Origin of the sequence: Enterobacter sp. MALB-1 (assembly GCF_041021625.1) — a bacterium.
GTDB lineage: Bacteria > Pseudomonadota > Gammaproteobacteria > Enterobacterales > Enterobacteriaceae > Enterobacter > Enterobacter oligotrophicus.
The window spans coordinates 2,864,154-2,884,232 of record NZ_JBDPJL010000001.1; the positions used below are offsets into that span (position 1 = coordinate 2,864,154).

General features: G+C 54.1%; 14 protein-coding genes and 1 CRISPR repeat array. Of the genes, 6 read left to right on the forward strand and 8 right to left on the reverse strand.

Translation table 11 applies throughout. The features are described 5' to 3' along the window. Positions 1-4: 4 nt before the first annotated feature. The 5 genes from cas3f to clpS all read right to left on the reverse strand — a co-directional run bounded on the left by cas3f (position 5) and on the right by clpS (position 9,195). A complete protein-coding gene (gene cas3f, locus ABGB15_RS13725; RefSeq protein ID WP_215723462.1) occupies positions 5-3,232 on the reverse strand; it encodes a type I-F CRISPR-associated helicase Cas3f in 3,228 nt (1,075 codons plus the stop codon). After that, a complete protein-coding gene (gene cas1f, locus ABGB15_RS13730) occupies positions 3,229-4,212 on the reverse strand; it encodes a type I-F CRISPR-associated endonuclease Cas1f (RefSeq protein WP_215723461.1) in 984 nt (327 codons plus the stop codon). The genes cas3f and cas1f overlap by 4 nt, the downstream gene beginning before the upstream one ends. Before the next feature lie 332 nt (positions 4,213-4,544). After that, positions 4,545-5,535: direct repeats of the CRISPR family, unit length 28 nt; unit sequence TTTCTAAGCTGCCTGCACGGCAGTGAAC. Positions 5,536-5,710: 175 nt separating this feature from the next. Further along, positions 5,711-6,151 (reverse strand): hypothetical protein, encoded by a 441-nt coding sequence (locus ABGB15_RS13735; RefSeq protein ID WP_152084063.1) that lies wholly within the window; start codon positions 6,149-6,151, stop codon positions 5,711-5,713. Between the two features lie 416 nt (positions 6,152-6,567). Beyond that, on the reverse strand, positions 6,568-8,847 hold the full coding sequence (gene clpA / locus ABGB15_RS13740; protein ID WP_152084062.1) for an ATP-dependent Clp protease ATP-binding subunit ClpA: 2,280 nt from the start codon (positions 8,845-8,847) through the stop codon (positions 6,568-6,570). A gap of 27 nt (positions 8,848-8,874) precedes the next feature. Then, complete coding sequence (gene clpS, locus ABGB15_RS13745; RefSeq protein ID WP_006174393.1) at positions 8,875-9,195, reverse strand: ATP-dependent Clp protease adapter ClpS; 321 nt, start codon at positions 9,193-9,195, stop codon at positions 8,875-8,877. Positions 9,196-9,462: 267 nt separating this feature from the next. On the opposite strand from clpS, the gene cspD reads away from it, so the two are divergent. Beyond that, on the forward strand, positions 9,463-9,684 hold the full coding sequence (cspD, locus tag ABGB15_RS13750) for a cold shock-like protein CspD (RefSeq protein ID WP_006809408.1): 222 nt from the start codon (positions 9,463-9,465) through the stop codon (positions 9,682-9,684). 183 nt (positions 9,685-9,867) lie between these two features. Next, entirely contained in the window at positions 9,868-10,302 is a 435-nt protein-coding gene (tnpA, locus tag ABGB15_RS13755; protein WP_061379590.1) for an IS200/IS605 family transposase, read from the forward strand. An 82-nt stretch (positions 10,303-10,384) separates the two neighbouring features. Here tnpA and macB read toward each other — a convergent pair whose 3' ends face one another. Then, on the reverse strand, positions 10,385-12,325 hold the full coding sequence (gene macB / locus ABGB15_RS13760; RefSeq protein ID WP_152084061.1) for a macrolide ABC transporter ATP-binding protein/permease MacB: 1,941 nt from the start codon (positions 12,323-12,325) through the stop codon (positions 10,385-10,387). Next, positions 12,322-13,437, reverse strand: a complete 1,116-nt coding sequence (macA, locus tag ABGB15_RS13765) for a macrolide transporter subunit MacA (protein ID WP_152084060.1) — start codon at positions 13,435-13,437, stop codon at positions 12,322-12,324. The genes macB and macA overlap by 4 nt, the downstream gene beginning before the upstream one ends. 159 nt (positions 13,438-13,596) lie before the next feature. Here macA and ABGB15_RS13770 point away from each other — a divergent pair, with 159 nt between their 5' ends. Continuing rightward, complete coding sequence (locus ABGB15_RS13770; RefSeq protein WP_215723460.1) at positions 13,597-14,553, forward strand: VirK/YbjX family protein; 957 nt, start codon at positions 13,597-13,599, stop codon at positions 14,551-14,553. Here the strand turns inward: ABGB15_RS13770 and ABGB15_RS13775 are convergent. Next, on the reverse strand, positions 14,550-16,208 hold the full coding sequence (locus ABGB15_RS13775) for an ATP-dependent endonuclease (RefSeq protein ID WP_152084058.1): 1,659 nt from the start codon (positions 16,206-16,208) through the stop codon (positions 14,550-14,552). The two genes, ABGB15_RS13770 and ABGB15_RS13775, sit on opposite strands and share 4 nt — an antisense overlap. Positions 16,209-16,500: 292 nt before the next feature. Here ABGB15_RS13775 and aqpZ point away from each other — a divergent pair, with 292 nt between their 5' ends. The 3 genes from aqpZ to hcp all read left to right on the forward strand — a co-directional run bounded on the left by aqpZ (position 16,501) and on the right by hcp (position 20,070). After that, positions 16,501-17,196, forward strand: coding sequence for an aquaporin Z (gene aqpZ, locus ABGB15_RS13780; protein WP_152084057.1), 696 nt, complete (start codon positions 16,501-16,503; stop codon positions 17,194-17,196). A 177-nt stretch (positions 17,197-17,373) separates the two neighbouring features. Continuing rightward, the gene (locus tag ABGB15_RS13785; RefSeq protein WP_215723459.1) at positions 17,374-18,273 is read left to right on the forward strand and encodes a lysine exporter LysO family protein; all 900 of its coding nucleotides are present in this window, start codon (positions 17,374-17,376) and stop codon (positions 18,271-18,273) included. Positions 18,274-18,417: 144 nt separating this feature from the next. Continuing rightward, positions 18,418-20,070 carry a hydroxylamine reductase gene (gene hcp, locus ABGB15_RS13790; protein ID WP_152084055.1) on the forward strand — a complete coding sequence of 551 codons (1,653 nt, stop codon included), beginning with the start codon at positions 18,418-18,420 and terminating at the stop codon, positions 20,068-20,070. Positions 20,071-20,079: the final 9 nt, after the last annotated feature.

Here is a 20,079-nt window from a genome sequence, read left to right on the forward strand (position 1 = left end):
CTCTTCAGAGGGCGCGAAACACACCCAGTACCGGGTGATACAGCCATTGTTCCGTCTCCTCCTCCCTGCTGACCCTCAATGTGATTTCGCCATAACGACGCGACACCGCATCCAGCTCCATCTGCTTTTCATCCGCAAGCGCCTGCAACACCCTGGCATAATCAATCGCAAACCACGGTTCTACGCCGTCGGCCATGGATAACGAATGCGAGCGAAACCGCTCCGAAGGTTTTAACCTGCCGTCTTCCTGCATCAGACAAAACACGGGTTCGTCGTCTTCCTCCTGCATACTCAAAAAGAAAGAGTCCTCAGGCGATGAGCGGCGAAACGGTGTTCGTTTTTGAAGCTCACCGTTCCACGTCAGTGGCAATCGCCACCACGACGCGGCAACAACATCCGGTTTATCCCCACCGTCCAGCAGCGCGGCACGCAACCGGGCATGCTCCAGCGCCGCCAGCGCATTACCGGGTAAATCTTCAACGATGCGCGGGATAGCATTGAGTGTGCGATAACTTTCTTCACTGAGCAGTTCATGAAGATCATGGTGAGGCAGCGGATGGTGTTCCGTTTCGAAACCAGGACGACAGTAGGCCACGCGCTCCCCACGAAGCGCGCGCACGTTGCGTTCCAGAATCACCAGGTTTTCACGCTCAGGAACCTGCTGGCGATGACGCTGAATACGCCCGGCAAACTGAATAAGCGAACGCATTGAACTCGGTTCGACGATCCCCCAGTCGGCATCAAAATCTCGCCCGACCTCCAGCACAGACGTCCCCAGCACAACAAAAAGATGGTGTTGCTCCGGCGATGTCAGCGCCTGCTTCACTTCCGGTAACTGCCAGACATGTTCCGGGTCGTGTCGCGTGAACGCGCTGTCCAGCCGTTTTTCGATCGCCGCGCGCACCGCCAGCGGGTGCTGACTGTGATAAACGCAATAATGAATGCGGTAATTGTCCGGCGAGGGGATTGCCATCAGCGCCTGCGCAACAGCAACCAGCGGATTGATATTGGCCATGCGAACCAGGCCAAACGAGACCGTTTTTCCACTTTTATGGGCTGTGTGATGACGCTGATGAAGTTCAACCATCTGCTGGTGCAACGTCTCCGCCAGGGCAGACACCACGTCTGCATTACTGGCTGAGTTCGGCATAACAGGAGCCAGTTTTCCCAGACGAAGCCGTGGCTGGTCAGGCAGGCGTTTAATCCGCTGATGCACAAATTCGCCGTGCGCCTGACGAAACTGGTTTTCATCGGCCACATCCTTTGACTGTGCGCCGTATTCATCAAACCAGGCGCAGCAGATACTCAGCGGTCTGTCGGAGATCCCGCAAGCGATTTGCCAGGCTTTGCGTCCTTCCCGATAGGCTTCAAACAACGCTTCCGTTAACGCAGGGGGCAGCGTTGCCGACGAGAGAAGCACACGAGAGCAGAGCATTCCCGCCCAGTTCACCAGCCGACACAGGGCGTGCAAATCATCAACGTCAAAATCATCTGGCTCATCAAGCACCAGATCGCTGGTCAGCAGGCGCAGCATGGCGGGGATCTGCCGCCCCCCGCGTACGCCTTCCGTCGCGGGCATAAGATGATCGACGGTTGTCACCAGCACCGGCGCACTGACCAGACGGTTAAGCGTCGGTTCTTTCGCCAGCCACTGTTGCGCAATACCGCTGCTCATTGCGCCCTCATAATGAACGTAATGATGGCTGGCGAAAAACGCTTCGTCGCTGGCGCTGCTGTTATCTTCAACGTCATTCCCCTGGTACAGCTCCTTCACCGCCGCAGCACCGGTCACGACGGCCAGCGTGTCATCGTCGAGTCCCAGACGTGACTGCAACGCATGTCCCGTCTGAAGGGTTAAGGTCCGCAACCCCAGCGCCACGCTGAAGCGACATCCCGCCTGCTCATCTGCGAGGGCATACATAATTCGGGCATTGGCAAAGGTTTTGCCGCACCCTGTCGAGGCCATATTGATGCCGAAGAAACCCTGCTCTGCACTCTTCTCCCGCAAGGCAGAGGCCACATCCCATGCTTTGTTCTGCCATTGAAAGCGCGGATTTGTTGCCCTTTCCCGAAACGCTTTATGTCGGGCGATGGCGGGCAACGAACGACGCAAAGAAGGAAGAGAACGCCCCATCAGCAGCGCCAGGTGCGCGACACCGACATTGTGCTCATCCAGTTTTTGCTTAAGCAGCCCTGACTGGCGGTCACTGTTGGCCCAGCACTGGACGGCATCATCCTGCCATTTGGAATAAGCCGGTTGAGAGGAGTAAACGTGATCGGCCAGCATCAGCGACAGACGAGCAAGATGGAGGGTGAAAAGATTATCCAGCGATCCCGCATGAAGCAGTGCGGGGAGGTTACGGATGCGTTTACCAATCTGCCTGGCCTTCTCGCGCCAGGTTTTACTTTTTAGCGGCGTGCCGTGAGGAAATGTCCAGACGTTTTGTTTTTCCCGCGTGGTCCAGCCATGCTTTTCCTGTTTGTGATTTAGCGCGTTCCAGTCCACATTCAGCTGTCGCTCAAGCCAGCCTTCACAGTACAGTAATGAGGGATTTTTCGGATGGGGCTCAGGTAAACGGTGGTGTGATAACATCAGCCACGCCACCACTTTAGCGACGGGTGGTAATGTTCCCAGCGGACTATTACTCCACTCTTCCCTGTCCTTCTTCAGCGCTTTTAGCATGGCCTTTTCGTCAGCGGCTTTGAGCTGTGTTAAGGATGTCAGCCACTGTTCATCGGTTTGTTCTCCTACAAATGCCTCGAACAGACGAACAGAGATCCACTCATGGCGAAACATTTGACAGAAGCGCTTACTTTCACCCTTAAGCGTTTGCTGGAAACTCATCCCCGCTTTACCAAAATCATGAAACAGCCCGGCGATCGCCGCCAGCAAGGCGATGCTTTCCGCACTGTGCCAACGGTGTTCGTTGTCATTGCGGATAATTTGCAGGGTCGTGCGATTTGTGGGCACACGTCCTTGCGCGTTAAAGCGACGCAAATTCCCGACAATCCACAGCAGCTCTGTTTGCCCGCTTTTTTTCAGCCAGTGGCAGGCCACGGCGGTATTACGCCGTGCAGTTTTACGCAGCAGCTTACGTAGCGTGTTAACGCCTTCCATTGTGATCGTCGTCTGCCACGCAGCGTCACCCGTGCGCTCAGCAAATTGATCGATAATTTGACAGCTTTGCTCGCGCGCACGTTTCGTACACCGGGAGATAATCAGCACATTCATTTTGCGACTCCCGCCAGCGACTGCGAGGTTTCCTGCAACGTGGCGATCATCACATCCAGCGCATCAGCCTGTTGAAACACGTTGATGCAGCGCTGACGAAACTGTTGATTATCCTCACCCTCCATAGCCGCAATAAATGCCTGTGGCATAACGAGGGCGTCTTTCATTAAATCAGCAATATCAAAAACCAACCCACCGCGTCGGGTTTTACCGTGCATAACCGCAAGCCCATGAGGAATGCCCGTCACCCAGGCTGCGACAGCCGCCAGCCCGTAGGCCAGATAGTTGCCCTGATCGAGAAAACGGTTCGCCATATCCGCCCCGCCACCCCGTTTGGCGCGGATAAAGCTGCCGTAGCCCACCGTCTGGCTTGCCAGTTTATAGAGTAATTTCGTCAGCTGTGCCTCCTGAAGCATCAACGACGTATGATCCTGAGCGTTTTCCATGCCCTGCTTCGCACGCTCAAGAATATTATTCAGCGCATCCTTATCTGGTTGAAAAGAGGTTTCTCGCTGCATCCGCAACCCGGACCACTGTTTTTCGATTTGCTGTAAACGAATAAACTGAAAGTGCTTTGCCGCCTGCAGACGTTTTTCTTCGTCAAACCAGAATGAAACCCAATTTTGCAAATACCCCGTCGGGCGATATTCACTTTGCGGACAAAGCCAGGAGACATCAATATCCACTTCGTTTGCCGCATAAAGCGGCGTGCCATCCGTTCCACAAAAACCAACCATCACGCCTGCCCGTGCAAATTCCCGCATTGCCATTTGCGTAACGGAGGTTCCCATACCCAACATGACCGCCGTAGTATTGGCGATGGGAATGTTCCAGTAAAATGACTCTTTCCCTTCCTGGGTGACATATTCAACCCGCCCACCATTTACCTGAATACGACATTTCTCCAGATAATAGATATTGGCGCGTTTAGAGTGGAGTATGGTTTTTAAATCGCCAGGCGTGATGCTGTTTGCGGGCATGTTAAGGCTTTTATTTCAAAGAATTGAATGCAGGATATGTTAGCGAGTTTTAGACAAAGACAAATGTGATATATATCAAATGAATAATAATCAGAGGGGTAATAAAACAGAAAGTGTGTTTAATAGCGCATTTATCATCCCAATGAATAATGCATTCCTTTGATTATATTTATGGATTGGATATGTTTTTTGATTTAAATAAAAATGATAGAGATAATAGTGATGTGTTCTTATGAATGATCGATTTGGTGCATGTAATTGCAAGACCTTTTTAGCAAGAGTGTGTGTGTGGCGTTGAACATTAACGCCTTCGTCCAGATGGGCATTGAGTGTTTCTAAGCTGCCTGCACGGTAGTGAACAAAGATCCAGACTCTGGATATGCCGTTTCTCTTTTCTAAGCTGCCTGCACGGCAGTGAACCACGCAATAAGCGGATGTAAAACGGTGCTAACTTTCTAAGCTGCCTGCACGGCAGTGAACGTGCGCTGCGTCCATGTGCCAAACCCCAGCCATTTCTAAGCTGCCTGCTGCACGGCAGTGAACCCCAAGCTGATTAATGACTGGCTTTGTCATGCTTTCTAAGCTGCCTGCACGGCAGTGAACATTGAAGAATGGACGAAGCAGGACGGTTCCCATTTCTAAGCTGCCTGCACGGCAGTGAACCGGTGGGTTTGGTCGCCCACCTCAGCATCGCCTTTCTAAGCTGCCTGCACGGCAGTGAACAGTGACCGTACCAAGCGGGTTATCCAGCTGCATTTCTAAGCTGCCTGCACGGCAGTGAACTGAAGCATCTTCGCCACATCGTCATTAAACAGTTTCTAAGCTGCCTGCACGGCAGTGAACATGGTGGCGTTCGCCAGGCTGAGTTTCTCAGTTTTCTAAGCTGCCTGCACGGCAGTGAACTTATCCGCTGTAGGGGGTATTGCCATTACGATTTTCTAAGCTGCCTGCACGGCAGTGAACCGTTGTGTTGTCATCCCACTGCTTTGGAATCATTTCTAAGCTGCCTGCACGGCAGTGAACACTTAAACCCGGATTCGACTACCGCGACGTCTTTTCTAAGCTGCCTGCACGGCAGTGAACCTAAACACGAATGCCCTTGCTGACCTGATGGGTTTCTAAGCTGCCTGCACGGCAGTGAACAAACAGGTGACGCAATCTACACCCGCCTGTTTTTTCTAAGCTGCCTGCACGGCAGTGAACTTCCAGCCCGCGCCAGTCCTCACATTTCCTGTTTTCTAAGCTGCCTGCACGGCAGTGAACACCTTCGGTCTGATACTGCGGCGAGCGCTACATTTCTAAGCTGCCTGCACGGCAGTGAACTGAAAGGAAACCTCGCCATCTTATTGTTGTATAAGAAAATAATCAATACATGCGCATTAAACCCTTTTTTTCAAAGCGCAAATCCTCATCATATAAATCAATGAGTTACAAAGCCGCCAGAAAAAAGGGTTTAACCTGCATGCATCGAAACAACTCCCCCGACGCGACAAAATAATCAGGGAATAATATGGATAACGGTTTCTGCACTACGAGGCGCAACCACATCTGCCGCCATTGAGTGAGTAATGTCGTGCAATAATCCCGTCAGGTACGGCAGCATCTCGCGGTCAAAATGCGATACCAGCAGCACGTGATTTAATGCGCGGCAGTAATCGCACTTGGTTTCAGTACCTTCCAGCAACCACTCTTTTTGCCGCGGTGGCTCCTCTTCTTCCTCAAATTCTACTATCTGAAAATCACTCATCGATTCCACAAGGCCGGTTTTGACTTCCTCCAGATAAGCACCAAGACAACGACAAACGGGTTGAGTTTGCGGGAGCGAGTTGCAGTCCAGCAGGATTTCAGTGAGCAATTTGCAACGCTCAGTAAGGGTTGGGAGATCGAGGTTTAGAGTAAGTTCGCTGTAGAGTTGGGCGAAATTATTTTTTGTATTCATTGGGTAATTCCTTCACACACTTTGAATTTACCACCGCAGGAAACGCCAGATTCGCTGGCGGCGGACGAAAAGGAATTGGCGTACCAGTGTGTGTGCTACTGGCGCTTCAAAGGAAGCTCCCGATTCGCCCGCCAGATGCAGATTATACCCTTTTCCTTAGGGCGAACGAAGCCTGCAGCAATACTGCTGCTCACACACTTTCAGGACGCCAATCCCGACACCTGATTTTGCAGGTGCGTCGCCATTTTATTGCTGTGGATTTATCCAGCAACAGACATCAAAAGAAACTGGAAAGCGCCTCGCAAAATTTCGCTGCGACCTGATGCCCTCACCCCAGCCCTCTCCCACAGGGAGAGGGAGAAAAGCGGGCATAAAAAAACCGGGCAAATGCCCGGTTTTTTCGTTTAACGTTCAACTCAGTGAGCCGCTTCCGGCTTGTGCTTCGCCGCACTCTGGAAATCGTACGTCAGTTCGTTCTTCGCCTGGTCCAGCGCCACGGTCACCTGGCCGCCGTCCACCAGCGAGCCAAACAGCAGCTCGTTCGCCAGCGGTTTCTTCAGGTTGTCCTGAATCACACGCGCCATCGGACGGGCACCCATCGCACGGTCGTAGCCTTTCTCTGCCAGCCAGTTGCGGGCCTCCTGGCTCACTTCCAGCGACACGCCTTTCTGATCCAGCTGAACCTGCAGTTCGACGATGAACTTATCCACCACCTGATGGATCACCTCGGTAGACAGGTGATCGAACCAGATAATGTTGTCCAGACGGTTACGGAACTCCGGCGTGAAGATCTTCTTGATCTCTTCCATCGCATCGGTGCTGTTATCCTGGTGGATCAGGCCGATGGATTTACGCTCGGTTTCACGCACCCCGGCGTTGGTGGTCATCACCAGCACCACGTTGCGGAAGTCCGCCTTACGCCCGTTGTTGTCGGTCAGCGTCCCGTTGTCCATCACCTGCAGCAGGATGTTGAACACGTCCGGGTGCGCTTTCTCGATTTCATCGAGCAGCAGTACCGCGTGCGGATGCTTGATCACCGCGTCGGTGAGCAGGCCGCCCTGGTCAAAGCCCACGTATCCCGGAGGCGCACCAATCAAACGGCTGACGGTGTGACGCTCCATATACTCGGACATATCAAAGCGCAGCAGTTCAATGCCCAGTGCTTTGGAGAGCTGCACCGTCACCTCGGTTTTCCCGACACCGGTTGGCCCGGCGAACAGGAAGGAACCAACCGGCTTGTGATCATGCCCCAGCCCGGCGCGTGCCATCTTGATCGCTTCGGTTAAGGCCTCAATGGCTTTATCCTGACCAAAGACCAGCATTTTCAGGCGATTGCCGAGGGTGCGCAGCGTATCGCGGTCACTCTGAGAAACGCTCTTCTCAGGGATACGCGCGATGCGGGCCACCACGGACTCGATATCCGCCACGTTAACGGTTTTCTTGCGCTTGCTGGCTGGCATCAGGCGCGCACGCGCCCCCGCCTCATCAATCACGTCAATCGCCTTATCCGGCAGATGACGGTCGTTGATGTATTTCACCGCCAGTTCCACCGCCGCACGCACCGCTTTCGCGGTATAACGCACGTCGTGGTGCGCTTCGTACTTCGGTTTCAGGCCGTTGATGATCTGCACCGTCTCCTCGACGGACGGCTCAGTCACGTCGATTTTCTGGAAGCGACGCGCCAGCGCACGGTCCTTCTCGAAAATGTTGCTGAACTCCTGGTAAGTTGTGGAGCCAATCACGCGGATCTTGCCGCTGGAAAGCAGCGGTTTGATCAGGTTAGCGGCATCCACCTGGCCACCGGAGGCCGCACCTGCACCGATGATGGTGTGGATTTCATCGATAAACAGAATGCTGTTAGTGTCCTGCTCAAGCTGCTTTAACAGCGCCTTGAAGCGTTTTTCAAAATCACCGCGGTATTTGGTGCCCGCCAGCAGCGAGCCGATATCCAGCGAGTAGATGGTGCAATCGGCAATCACTTCCGGCACGTCGCCCTGCACTATGCGCCAGGCAAGACCTTCGGCAATCGCGGTTTTACCGACGCCAGATTCCCCTACCAACAGCGGGTTGTTCTTGCGGCGACGGCACAGCACCTGAATCGCACGCTCCAGCTCTTTATCGCGACCAATCAGCGGGTCGATACCGCCAACGCGAGCAAGCTGATTAAGGTTGGTGGTGAAGTTTTCCATACGATCCTCCCCGCCTGCTTGCTCTTCGTTGTTGTTAATCTGATTGCTGGAATCCGATGCCTGGTTAGGCTCGTCTTTGCGCGTCCCGTGAGAGATGAAGTTGACCACATCCAGTCGGCTGACTTCGTGTTTGCGCAGCAGGTAAGCCGCCTGTGACTCCTGCTCGCTGAAGATGGCGACTAAGACGTTTGCGCCAGTCACTTCGCTACGCCCGGAAGACTGGACGTGGAAAACCGCGCGCTGCAGCACACGCTGGAAGCTAAGCGTCGGCTGCGTGTCACGCTCTTCTTCACTGGCTGGCAGCACCGGTGTGGTTTGTTCGATGAAGGCTTCGAGTTCCTGACGTAGCGCCACCAGATCCACGGAGCAGGCTTCCAGCGCTTCGCGGGCAGATGGGTTGCTAAGCAGTGCGAGCAGCAAGTGCTCGACGGTCATAAACTCATGTCGGTGCTCACGCGCTCTGGCGAAAGCCATATTTAAACTGAGTTCCAGTTCTTGATTGAGCATAGGCACCTCCCCCAATTTTATGCCTTATCAGGCCTTTTCCAGCGTACACAGCAACGGATGCTCGTTCTCCCTCGCATAATCGTTCACCATCGCCACTTTGGTTTCCGCAACTTCGGCAGTAAAGATGCCGCAGATCGCTTTGCCACGATAATGAACGGTAAGCATCAGTTGCGTTGCACGTTCTACATCATAAGAAAAGAACTTTTGTAGCACGTCAATAACAAATTCCATCGGCGTGTAATCATCGTTCATTAACATAACTTTATACATAGATGGCGGTTTTAGCGCGTCACGCACTTTATCTTCCGCCAGCTGGTCAAAATCCAGCCAGTCGTTCGTCTTACCCATTATGCATAACCACTTTGAATCTACCTCAGATGTTAGATAACAATCATCTATTACTGTCATCCGCGATGTCTGTCACAAACTGTTGCAATAGCGTTAACTGCCTCAAATTTTGGTTGATTATTGTCCCAACTCCAGCGCCAAACGCTTGACGGCTTCTTTCGTTTATCTAAATTGTACAAGCGTGAGTTGGCGAGGTTTTGAACAGCCCCCACTCCACCACCGGTTCATTCCATCTTAATTTATAAGATTTACGAAGGATGTCGAAGCATGGAAATGGGTACTGTTAAGTGGTTCAACAACGCCAAAGGGTTTGGCTTCATCTGCCCCGAAGGCGGCGGCGAGGATATCTTCGCTCACTATTCCACCATTCAGATGGATGGTTACAGGACGCTCAAAGCCGGGCAGTCCGTCCGGTTCGATGTACACCAGGGGCCAAAAGGCAATCACGCCAGTCTAATCGTGCCCGTTGAAGCAGAAACGGTTGCATAGCCCTCTGTTTTATTGTGTACATCCCGCAGGCAAAATGCCAGCCCGATCGGCTGGCATTTTTATTGTCACCCCTAAACCACCTCCTGGGGAGGTGGTGATTGATCCTGTAAGGCTATAGCCTGAAGAATGCCCATGCCGGAATATCTCTGCTTACTCACCACAAGTAAAAGGAGACAAACCGACATGGGGCTTTACAGGAGTTCATCACATGTATATTGGCGTTGCAAATACCACATAGTCTGGACGCCAAAGTACCGTTTCAGGATCTTGAAAGATAAGTTGGGTAAGGAACTTTACAGGACAATCTACATTCTCTGTGGAATAAAAGATTGTGAGGTTCTGGAGCTAAATATTCAGCCAGATCATGTACATCTTGTTGTAATCGTCCCACCTAAAATCTCGATATCAACCCTGATGGGGCATCTGAAAGGCCGCAGCGCCATCAGGCTCTACAATCGTTTTCCACATATACGAAAAAAGCTATGGGGCAACCACTTTTGGTCACGTGGATACTTTGTAGATACTGTCGGTGTGAACGAGGAAATTATCAGACGATATGTGCGGCATCAGGAGAAAACGGAACAAACGCATGAACAGCAGATGGAATTGCTAGAGTAGTAAGCGGGAAGTGATAATAGCCCCCCTTACAGGGGGCATTCTCAAAAGCCACCTTCTTAGAAGGTGGTCTTTTACTTTCAGGTTATTCCCGCGCCAGCGCATCCACCGGATCGAGCCGCGCCGCATTGCGTGCTGGCAGCCAGCCAAACAGGATACCGGTAAAGGTCGAGCATAAAAACGCCGTGAGAATTGCCACCGGTGAGAAACCGATCTCCCAGCCGGGTAAAAAGAGCTGGAGCGCAAAGGCAATCATCATCGACAGCGCAATCCCCATCGCACCACCGACCAGACACACCAGCACCGCTTCGATCAAAAACTGCTGCAGCACATCGCTGGCTCTGGCCCCGACCGCCATGCGGATACCGATCTCCCGCGTGCGTTCCGTGACCGACACCAGCATGATATTCATCACCCCGATACCGCCGACCACCAGCGAAATCACCGCCACCAGCGTCAGGAACAACTGAAGAGTACGTGTGGTCTTTTCCGCCGTTTTCAAGAGGCCGTCCATATTCCAGGTGAAGAAATCCTTCTTCCCGTGGCGCAGGGTTAACAACCGCTCAAGCTGCTGTTCGGCCAGGGTGCTGTCGTAGCCCTCCTTCACGCGAACGGTGATGGAGTTAAGCCATGACTGGCCCATAATCCGCCCGGAGATGGTGGTATACGGCAGCCAGACGCGCAGGATCTTGCTGCTGCCAAACATCGACTGTTTCTCTTCCGCCACGCCGATGACCGTGGCAGGCATGTTCCCCACGAGGATCACCTCACCCACAACGTTCGTTTTATTCGGGAAGAGCTGCCTGCGCGAGTTTGCATCTAACACGACTACCTGTGCCCTGCCCGCCAGCTGTTCGGCATTGAAGGTCGCGCCTTCGCTGAAGGTCATGCCGTAGACGTTGAAGTAATCACCGCTGACGCCGTTGGCGCTGGCCGCCACGTCGATATTGCCGTAGCGCAGGCGCAGGTTTTGCGAGACCGCAGGCGTAGCCGAATTGACCCATGGCTGTTTCTGAATCGCCGCCAGGTCGTCATATTTCAGCGCCTGTTGATACTGTGGTTCATCGTCGCCAAAGTCTTTGCCAGGGTAGACGTCAATGGTGTTGGTGCCGATTGCGCGAATATCCGCCAGCACCAGCTGTTTGGCCGCGTCGCCCACCACCACAATCGACACCACCGACGCGATACCAATAATAATGCCGAGCATGGTCAGCAGCGTGCGCATTTTATTCGCTGCCATCGCCAGCCATGCCATGGTCAGCGCTTCGCGAAAGCCGCTGGAAAACTGCCCCCAGCCGGTTGAAGCAGGCAATGCTTCTTTCGGCGCAGCCGCCCTGGACTGACGCGGCGGCGGGTTGCTCACCAGCTCGCCGTCGTGGATCTCAATAATCCGCTCCGCCTGCGCAGCCACCTGCGGATCGTGGGTAACGATAATTACCGTATGCCCCTGGTCACGCAGTTGATGGAGGATCGCCATTACCTCTTCACCGGAACGGCTGTCGAGCGCCCCGGTCGGTTCATCCGCGAGGATCACCTGACCACCGTTCATCAGCGCGCGGGCAATACTCACGCGCTGCTGCTGGCCTCCCGAAAGCTGCGACGGCTGATACTCCACACGCTCCGCCAGCCCCAGACGCGTTAACAATGCTTTCGCACGCTCAAGGCGTTTTTTACGCTCCACACCCGCGTAGACGGCCGGCACTTCTACGTTCTGCGCCGCGCTCAGATGAGAGAGCAGATGATAGCGCTGGAAGATAAAGCCGAAGTGCTCACGGCGCAGTTTCGCCAGCGCATCGCCGTCCAGCGTAGAGATATCCGTCCCGGCCACACGATATGTGCCGCTGGTGGGTTTATCGAGACAGCCGAGAATGTTCATCAGCGTCGATTTACCGGAACCGGACGCACCGACAATCGCCACCATTTCGCCCGCTTCAACGCGCAGGGAGATCCCCTTAAGCACTTCCACCGGGCCGTCGCCGGAAGGATAGCTGCGACGAATGTCATTCAGCTCAAGCAGCGCGGTCATTTAGCGGCTCCGGGCAGGCTTTCGCTGGTGACAACCTCTTCCCCCTCTTCAAGCCCTTTCACCACCACCACGTCCGTGTCGTTACGTGCGCCAATCACCACTTCACGCTCGCGCGTTTCGCCGTTGCGCAGCACCTTCACTTTATAGCGGCTGTCCCCTGCGGACTCACCCAGCGCTGAGAGTGGGATGGTCAGCACGTTTTTCACCCCGGTTAACTGGATGTGCACCTGGGCGGTCATATCCAGGCGCAGCACGCCCTGCGGGTTAGGCACCTCGAAGCGCGCATAATAAAAGATGGCGTCATTGACCTTTTCCGGCGTCGGCAGAATATCTTTCAGTACGCCTTCATAGCGGGTTTGCGGGTCGCCCAGCACGGTAAACCAGGCGTTCTGCCCCGGCTTAAGATGAATCACATCTGCCTCAGAGACCTGCGCTTTCACCAGCATGGTGCTCATGTCTGCCAGCGTCAGAATGTTCGGAGCCTGTTGCGCAGCAATCACCGTTTGCCCCTGCAACGTGGTGATTTGGGTGACTTCCCCGGCCATTGGCGCGACGATGCGCGTATAGTCGAGGTTGGTTTTCGCCGTATCGAGCGACGCCTGGTTACGTTTGATTTGCGCATCAATGGTGCCGATCTGCGCCTGTTTTACCGCCAGCTCTGTTGCTGCGGTATCCAGATCCTGCTTCGAGATGGCCTGCGTTTTAGCCAGCGCCTGCTGGCGCGTCAGGGTGACCTGCGCGAGGTTGCGCTCCGCCTGAGCCTGAGCGCGTTGCGCGCGTAACTCCATCAGCGTCGCTTCCACTTCGCGGATCTGGTTCTCCGCCTGCTCAGGATCGATAACGCCCAGCAACTGGCCTTTTTTCACCTTATCGCCAATCTCAACCGACAGCGTTTTCAACTGGCCGCTCACCTGCGCCCCTACGTCAACCTTGCGCAGGGCATCAAGTTTGCCTGTCGCCAGGACATTCTGTTGCAGTTCACCTGGGCGAACGATCAGCGTCTGATACTGCGGCACAGGCGCGTTCAGCACCTGCCATAACCAGAAACCGCCCACTAACACCAGCACCGCCAGCAGCAGAAATAGCGTTCTGCGTTTTCCCTTAAGATTCATAAATATTCCAAATAATTGTCCTGGCTATCATCACCGTTGATTCTATCTAAACCACTCCTCAACGAAACCCCTGTTTTCTGGAATCGTCGGAATTTGTTTACGAGATGTTGATAAAGCGCCTGCTGAAATAACGATCTTCCACAAGGAGCAGGATCTAACATGTCTTCCATCGTCGATACACCTTATTCAAACCTGTCACAACCTAAAACCGGCTGGCAACTTTTCAGGAGCCTGGCATCCGGGGCGATTACGCCAGGACTGGCGTGGCAAAACCCCGCCTATCGACGCAAATTCATGCTACGTTCACTGGCAACCCCGTTCAGCACCGCGCGTCTGCTGGCAAGCCTGGCAAAACAACCCTGTCTGATGCAAATGTTACAGGTGCAACCTGGGCTGCCGTGCCGTCTGCACCGTCCCTGGCTGACCGTGAATATGAGCCGGCAGAACGCGCTGGAATCGCTTAACTGCCACTACCAGATGATGAGCCGTCAGCTTCCGGCGACGCTACTGAAAGGTTATCTCTCGAAAAAAGGGATGACGCTGGTCACCTTAACCGGCAAAGACGAGCAACCATTCACCCTCCGCCTCTGTGCTGATGCGTTTCTTGATAAAGAGGGTGAAGCGACCCTCGCCTTTTGTGACCATCAAAATACGGTACTGGCGGAGATGACCTTTACGCTGTGTCAGTTTGAAGGGAAATCCACGCTGTTTATCGGCGGATTACAGGGCGCGAAATCGCATGTGCCGCATGAGCTGATCCAGGGGGCGACCAAAGCCTGTCACGGCCTGTTCCCGAAACGTCTGCTGGTTGAAGCCGCGATGACCCTGGGGACAGCTTTCCCGGTCGAACAGATTGTCGCCGTGAGCAACGCCACGCATATCTATCGTAGCTGGCGTTATCGCAAGAAAAAAGAGGGAAAACTGCTGGCAGACTACGACAGTTTCTGGCTTTCCATTGGCGGCCAGCAGCAGGATCACGGCAACTTTGTGCTACCGCTGACAATGCCACGCAAACCGATTGAAGAGATTGCCAGTAAAAAACGTTCCGAGTATCGCCGTCGCTACGCGCTGCTGGATAGCCTGATTAGCCAGGTAAACCAGGCCACTCACCGCTAATCCGCTCTCCCGCGTGCGAGCCAAAGTACGCGGGAGAACATTTTGCGCAGCAGCGTAGGCACCGATTCAACACCCCTCCGCCCTGCTTCCGTTGCCACTTCAATGGCCAGATCCGGTTTTGACGATCGGTGAATTGCTTTGGCGATCACCCGACGCATATTCATCGGCACATCCACCGGCACCATCGCAATGCGGTGGAATACGTCATCGAAACCCTGACGATACATAAAGTGTTCCATATCCATCGCGGGCAGCGTGGTTAAATGATCGCGCTCTTCTTCCCGGTCATTGTTGAGCAGGCTGCGGACGGTAGCGGCATATTTTTTCCCTGCTTCGTCACCATCCACCAGTACATGCCACTCAATGCCCATCCGGCGGGCGAATTTGATTAACGGTTTTAATCCCGACTGCGCGAACTCAATGACCTTAATGCCTTCTGCATCGAAGTGATGACCGCACTGGCGCGCCAGCTCGTTGATAACCCAGGTTTCGGTTTCCCCCTCGACCAGAAGCCAGCAACGCGCAAACAGCGACGACGCGCGGTTAAAGCGGATATGAAACGCAATGCGGCGACCGTCCTCCGCGTTCAGGCCGCCCGGCCCCAGCCGGTAAGCCGATACGCGCGAGGATTCACGCACCAGACGGCAGACATACTCCACCGGCGTGAGGGATAACAGCTCGCCGGAATTGGTGGTGGTAATACGTTGCAGCGGCAGCAGGTTTAATAGCTGCCACGCAACGGAGAGCATGATAGGGTGCAGGCGCGTTTCAGGATCTTCCACCAGCAGCAGCGGCCGCGCGTCCCTGTCCAGCCGAACGGTGCCTTTGGCCTGCAAAAGCGTGGAGAACAATCCCAACAGGATCACTCTGTGAGTGCGCCCGCCTGGCCGGTCGATCATGCGGTTAATGATATCGAGGTAGCGCCAGCTTCGCTGTTCATCGTGCGAGCGGCGGCGCATCAGACGGTTACGTGACTGCGATGTTCCCTGCTCGGAAAAGTAGTGCTCAAGCAGTTGCACCATGGCAGATAACCCCTGGCGGATCTGCCCGTCGGTCAGGTTTTGCGGACGAGAGACCAGCTCACGCGCCAGAAAATCCAGCTCGCGAGCGGTCACTTCCACTTCAGGCATATTCGGTACAGTGCCGTTACGGATGCGCCGCATAAAACGCGCATCACGCAAGCGTAATACCGGCGTCAGGCGAATCAGGTGGCGGGCCATCTCATCAATGTTTTCCAGCGAGAGGGGATGACCTTTGCCATCGAGAAATTCACGCAGCGTTAATACGCTCTCATTCTCGGCCAGCTCACCTTCCAGACGGTAGAAAATACGATGGAAGTCATCATCGCACGGCACCCAGCACGACGACAGCGGGCGAAAGCGACGCACGCGATGACGCCCCGGCTCAGATTCCCGAAAGGTCAGAATGATATGTAAATGCTTCTCGCGCCCCGTGACATCACCCGGTGGGAACCAGAAGTCATCATGAACGAAGTGGTACAAATTATCTTCGGGTGAAAGCAACAGGGTCAGGGCATCCAGCAGACTGGACTTTCCCCAGGCGTTTTCCCCAATCAGGACGTTGTTCTGTTCCAGTTGCAGCGACAGACGGTTAATACCGCGAAACCCGACTATTTCCACTCGTTCGAGAAGCATAAATCCCCCGCGAAATGATCACTTTTTCCTTCAAGTTATCAGCAGTATAGCGGCAGGATGTTGGACACGATAGCAGAAGATACGCCCGTTTAAGAATTGGACTATGATCTATTTACCTCCCGCTCGAACAAGGAATAACATCACATTGCCTTAAATCAAATTAATTGAATTTATTTAAGTGGCGAAGGGGTGTTGTAGGTTTCTAAAATAATGGCTCTTTGAGTCGTCATCCCTTTATGGCGATATAACCCGCACGCGGGATAGTGTGCGGAAATTTATTATTGAGGTGGTTATGTTCAGAAAGTTAGCGGCAGAATGTTTCGGTACATTCTGGCTGGTATTTGGTGGTTGCGGTAGCGCAGTTCTCGCAGCCGCTTTTCCAGAATTAGGCATTGGTTTTGTCGGTGTCGCCCTGGCTTTTGGCTTGACGGTGTTAACGATGGCATTTGCCGTAGGTCATATTTCCGGCGGACATTTTAACCCGGCAGTGACATTAGGTTTATGGGCAGGCGGCCGGTTCCCGGCGAAAGACATTCCTGGCTATATTATCGCTCAGGTGGTTGGCGGCATTATTGCCGCCGCGGTGCTGTACATGATTGCCAGCGGTAAAGCAGGCTTTGATGCGGCAGCCAGCGGTTTCGCCTCTAACGGCTTCGGTGAACATTCGCCGGGCGGCTATTCCATGCTGTCTGCCATTGTGATTGAAATTGTGCTGACGGCTGGCTTCCTGTTAGTCATCCACGGTGCAACGGATAAACACGCACCCGCGGGCTTCGCGCCAATCGCTATTGGTCTGGCGCTGACGCTTATCCACCTGATCTCCATTCCGGTTACCAACACCTCCGTAAACCCGGCGCGCAGTACCGCGGTCGCGATTTTCCAGGGGGGCTGGGCGCTTGAGCAGTTGTGGCTGTTCTGGGTGATGCCAGTCATCGGCGGTATACTGGGCGGTGTGCTGTATCGTACCCTGCTGGAAAAACGCGATTAATAAAAGTGCGGCCTGTAATGTCGGGTGGCGCTAACGCTTACCCGACCTACGCGATGGCGCACGTTATAGGCCGGGTAAGGCGTAGCCGCCACCCGGCTTTTTTTGTAGCTTTACCTCAAAGCCTTAATTGGGTAGTGTCACTGGCGCTTAACAGATACTCAAAAGGACCAGCTGTTCATGTTTTCAGGACTCCTCATTATTTTGCTGCCCTTGATTGTGGGCTACCTTATTCCGCTGCGCCGTGAATCCGCATTAAGGCTCATCAATCGTTTTCTCAGCTGGATTGTCTACGTTATTCTTTTCTTTATGGGGATTAGCCTCGCTTTCCTGGATAACCTGGCCGCTAATTTGCTCTCGATCCTGCATTATTCAGCCGTCACGGTTGTGGTGATATTACTGTGCAATATTGCTGCGCTTTTCTGGCTGGAGCGCTCAATTCCGTGGAAAAATCACCACCACCAGGAAAAATTACCTTCGCGTATTGCGATGGCGCTGGAATCATTAAAACTGTGCGGCGTCGTGGTGCTCGGTTTTCTGCTGGGACTTACCGGATGGGCATTTTTACAGCACGCCACGGAAGCCAGCGAATATACCCTGATCTTCCTGCTATTCCTGATTGGTATTCAGCTGCGAAATAATGGCATGACGTTAAAACAGATCGTCCTCAACCGCCGGGGAATGATAGTGGCCGTTGTCGTGGTCGCCAGCTCCCTGGTCGCGGGTGTCATTAACGCCTTTATTCTTGACCTGCCGCTGAAAACCGGGCTGGCAATGGCCTCCGGCTTCGGCTGGTATTCTCTGTCTGGCATCCTTCTGACGGAATCGTTCGGGCCGGTGATTGGCAGCGCCGCCTTCTTTAATGACCTGGCGCGCGAACTGATTGCCATCATGTTGATCCCAGGCCTGGTTCGCCGCAGCCGCTCCACCGCACTGGGCCTGTGCGGTGCCACATCGATGGACTTTACCCTGCCGGTGTTACAACGTTCCGGCGGTCTGGAGATGGTGCCTGCCGCCATCGTACACGGCTTTATTTTGAGCCTGCTGGTTCCGGTTCTGATGGCGTTTTTCTCCGCCTGATACTTCTTTGGCGGTAGCGAACCTGCCGCCAAAATTGCGCTAAATCAATATCCCTCTACTTTGTAGCAGAAAGCACTTTTCACCGTTCTGGCACAAGCATAATCTTAAACATGTATATTAAATATAACTTTAACAGGTGTGATTATGTTTTGTGTGCAATGTGAACAAACCATCCGTACTCCGGCAGGCAATGGCTGCTCTTACGCGCAGGGTATGTGCGGCAAAACCGCAGAAACATCAGACCTGCAGGATCTGCTGATTGCTTCCCTGCAAGGGCTCTCCGCGTGGGCGTTCAAAGCCCGTGAATACGGCATTATCGACCACTACGTCGACAGCTTCGCCCCTCGCGCATTTTTCTCCACGCTGACGAATGTCAACTTCGACTCCCCGCGCATTGTCGGTTACGCCCGCGAAGCGATTGCCCTGCGTGAAGCACTGAAAGCGCAGTGTCTGAATGCCGATGCCAGCGCTCGTGTGGATAATCCAATGGCAGAACTCCAGCTGGTGAGCGATGACCTGGGTGAACTGCAGCGTCAGGCGGCAGAATTTACGCCAAACAAAGATAAAGCTGCGATTGGCGAGAACATTCTCGGCCTGCGTCTGCTGTGCCTGTACGGCCTGAAAGGTGCAGCCGCCTATATGGAACACGCGCACGTTCTCGGTCAGTACGACAACGATATTTATACTCAGTACCACAAAATCATGGCGTGGCTGGGAACCTGGCCTGCCGATATGAATGCGCTGCTTGAGTGCTCAATGGAAATCGGCCAGATGAACTTCAAAGTGATGAGCATTCTGGATGCTGGTGAAACCAGCACCTACGGCCACCCGACGCCAACGCAAGTTAACGTCAAAGCGACCGAAGGCAAGTGCATCCTGATCTCCGGTCACGATCTGAAAGATCTCTATAACCTGCTGAAGCAAACCGAAGGCACCGGCGTTAACGTCTATACCCACGGTGAGATGCTGCCTGCACACGGTTACCCTGAACTGCGTAAATTCAAACATCTGGTCGGTAACTACGGCAGCGGCTGGCAGAACCAGCAGGTTGAGTTCGCCCGTTTCCCTGGCCCAATCGTGATGACCTCCAACTGCATTATCGACCCAACCGTGGGCGCGTATGACGACCGCATCTGGACCCGTAGCATCGTCGGCTGGCCGGGCGTGAGCCACCTCGAAGGTGACGATTTCGGCCCGGTTATCGCCCAGGCACAGCAGATGGCAGGCTTCCCTTACAGCGAAATCGAACATCTCATCACCGTCGGCTTTGGCCGTGAAACACTGCTCGGTGCGGCGGATTCTCTGATTGACCTCGTCAGCCGTGAAAAACTGCGCCACATCTTCCTGATTGGCGGCTGTGACGGCGCGCGCGGTGAACGTAACTACTTCACCGATTTCGCCACCCGAGTGCCGGAAGATTGCCTGATCCTGACCCTGGCGTGCGGTAAATACCGTTTCAACAAACTGGACTTTGGCAACATCGAAGGTCTGCCGCGCCTGGTGGATGCGGGCCAGTGTAACGATGCTTACTCTGCCATCATTCTGGCGGTCACCCTGGCGGAGAAGCTCGGCTGCGGCGTGAACGATTTGCCGTTATCACTGGTGCTTTCCTGGTTCGAACAGAAAGCGATTGTCATCCTGCTGACCCTTCTCTCTCTGGGTGTCACCAACATCGTGACCGGACCGACCGCGCCAGGCTTCCTGACACCGGACCTGCTGGCCGTACTGAACGAGAAATTCGGTCTGCGTTCCGTGACCAATGTTGAAGATGATATGCAGCAACTGCTGAGCGCGTAAGGAGCAATT

What these genes read in the sequence shown, in the direction of transcription:
- clpS (WP_006174393.1), bottom strand. Translation starts at nt 9,195, where the DNA reads ATGGGTAAGACGAACGACTGGCTGGATTTTGACCAGCTGGCGGAAGAT.
- aqpZ (WP_152084057.1), top strand. Translation starts at nt 16,501, where the DNA reads ATGTTCAGAAAGTTAGCGGCAGAATGTTTCGGTACATTCTGGCTGGTA.
- ABGB15_RS13770 (WP_215723460.1), top strand. Translation starts at nt 13,597, where the DNA reads ATGTCTTCCATCGTCGATACACCTTATTCAAACCTGTCACAACCTAAA.
- clpA (WP_152084062.1), bottom strand. Translation starts at nt 8,847, where the DNA reads ATGCTCAATCAAGAACTGGAACTCAGTTTAAATATGGCTTTCGCCAGA.
- cas1f (WP_215723461.1), bottom strand. Translation starts at nt 4,212, where the DNA reads ATGCCCGCAAACAGCATCACGCCTGGCGATTTAAAAACCATACTCCAC.
- tnpA (WP_061379590.1), top strand. Translation starts at nt 9,868, where the DNA reads ATGGGGCTTTACAGGAGTTCATCACATGTATATTGGCGTTGCAAATAC.
- hcp (WP_152084055.1), top strand. Translation starts at nt 18,418, where the DNA reads ATGTTTTGTGTGCAATGTGAACAAACCATCCGTACTCCGGCAGGCAAT.
- ABGB15_RS13735 (WP_152084063.1), bottom strand. Translation starts at nt 6,151, where the DNA reads ATGAATACAAAAAATAATTTCGCCCAACTCTACAGCGAACTTACTCTA.
- macA (WP_152084060.1), bottom strand. Translation starts at nt 13,437, where the DNA reads ATGAATCTTAAGGGAAAACGCAGAACGCTATTTCTGCTGCTGGCGGTG.
- cspD (WP_006809408.1), top strand. Translation starts at nt 9,463, where the DNA reads ATGGAAATGGGTACTGTTAAGTGGTTCAACAACGCCAAAGGGTTTGGC.
- cas3f (WP_215723462.1), bottom strand. Translation starts at nt 3,232, where the DNA reads ATGAATGTGCTGATTATCTCCCGGTGTACGAAACGTGCGCGCGAGCAA.
- ABGB15_RS13775 (WP_152084058.1), bottom strand. Translation starts at nt 16,208, where the DNA reads ATGCTTCTCGAACGAGTGGAAATAGTCGGGTTTCGCGGTATTAACCGT.
- ABGB15_RS13785 (WP_215723459.1), top strand. Translation starts at nt 17,374, where the DNA reads ATGTTTTCAGGACTCCTCATTATTTTGCTGCCCTTGATTGTGGGCTAC.
- macB (WP_152084061.1), bottom strand. Translation starts at nt 12,325, where the DNA reads ATGACCGCGCTGCTTGAGCTGAATGACATTCGTCGCAGCTATCCTTCC.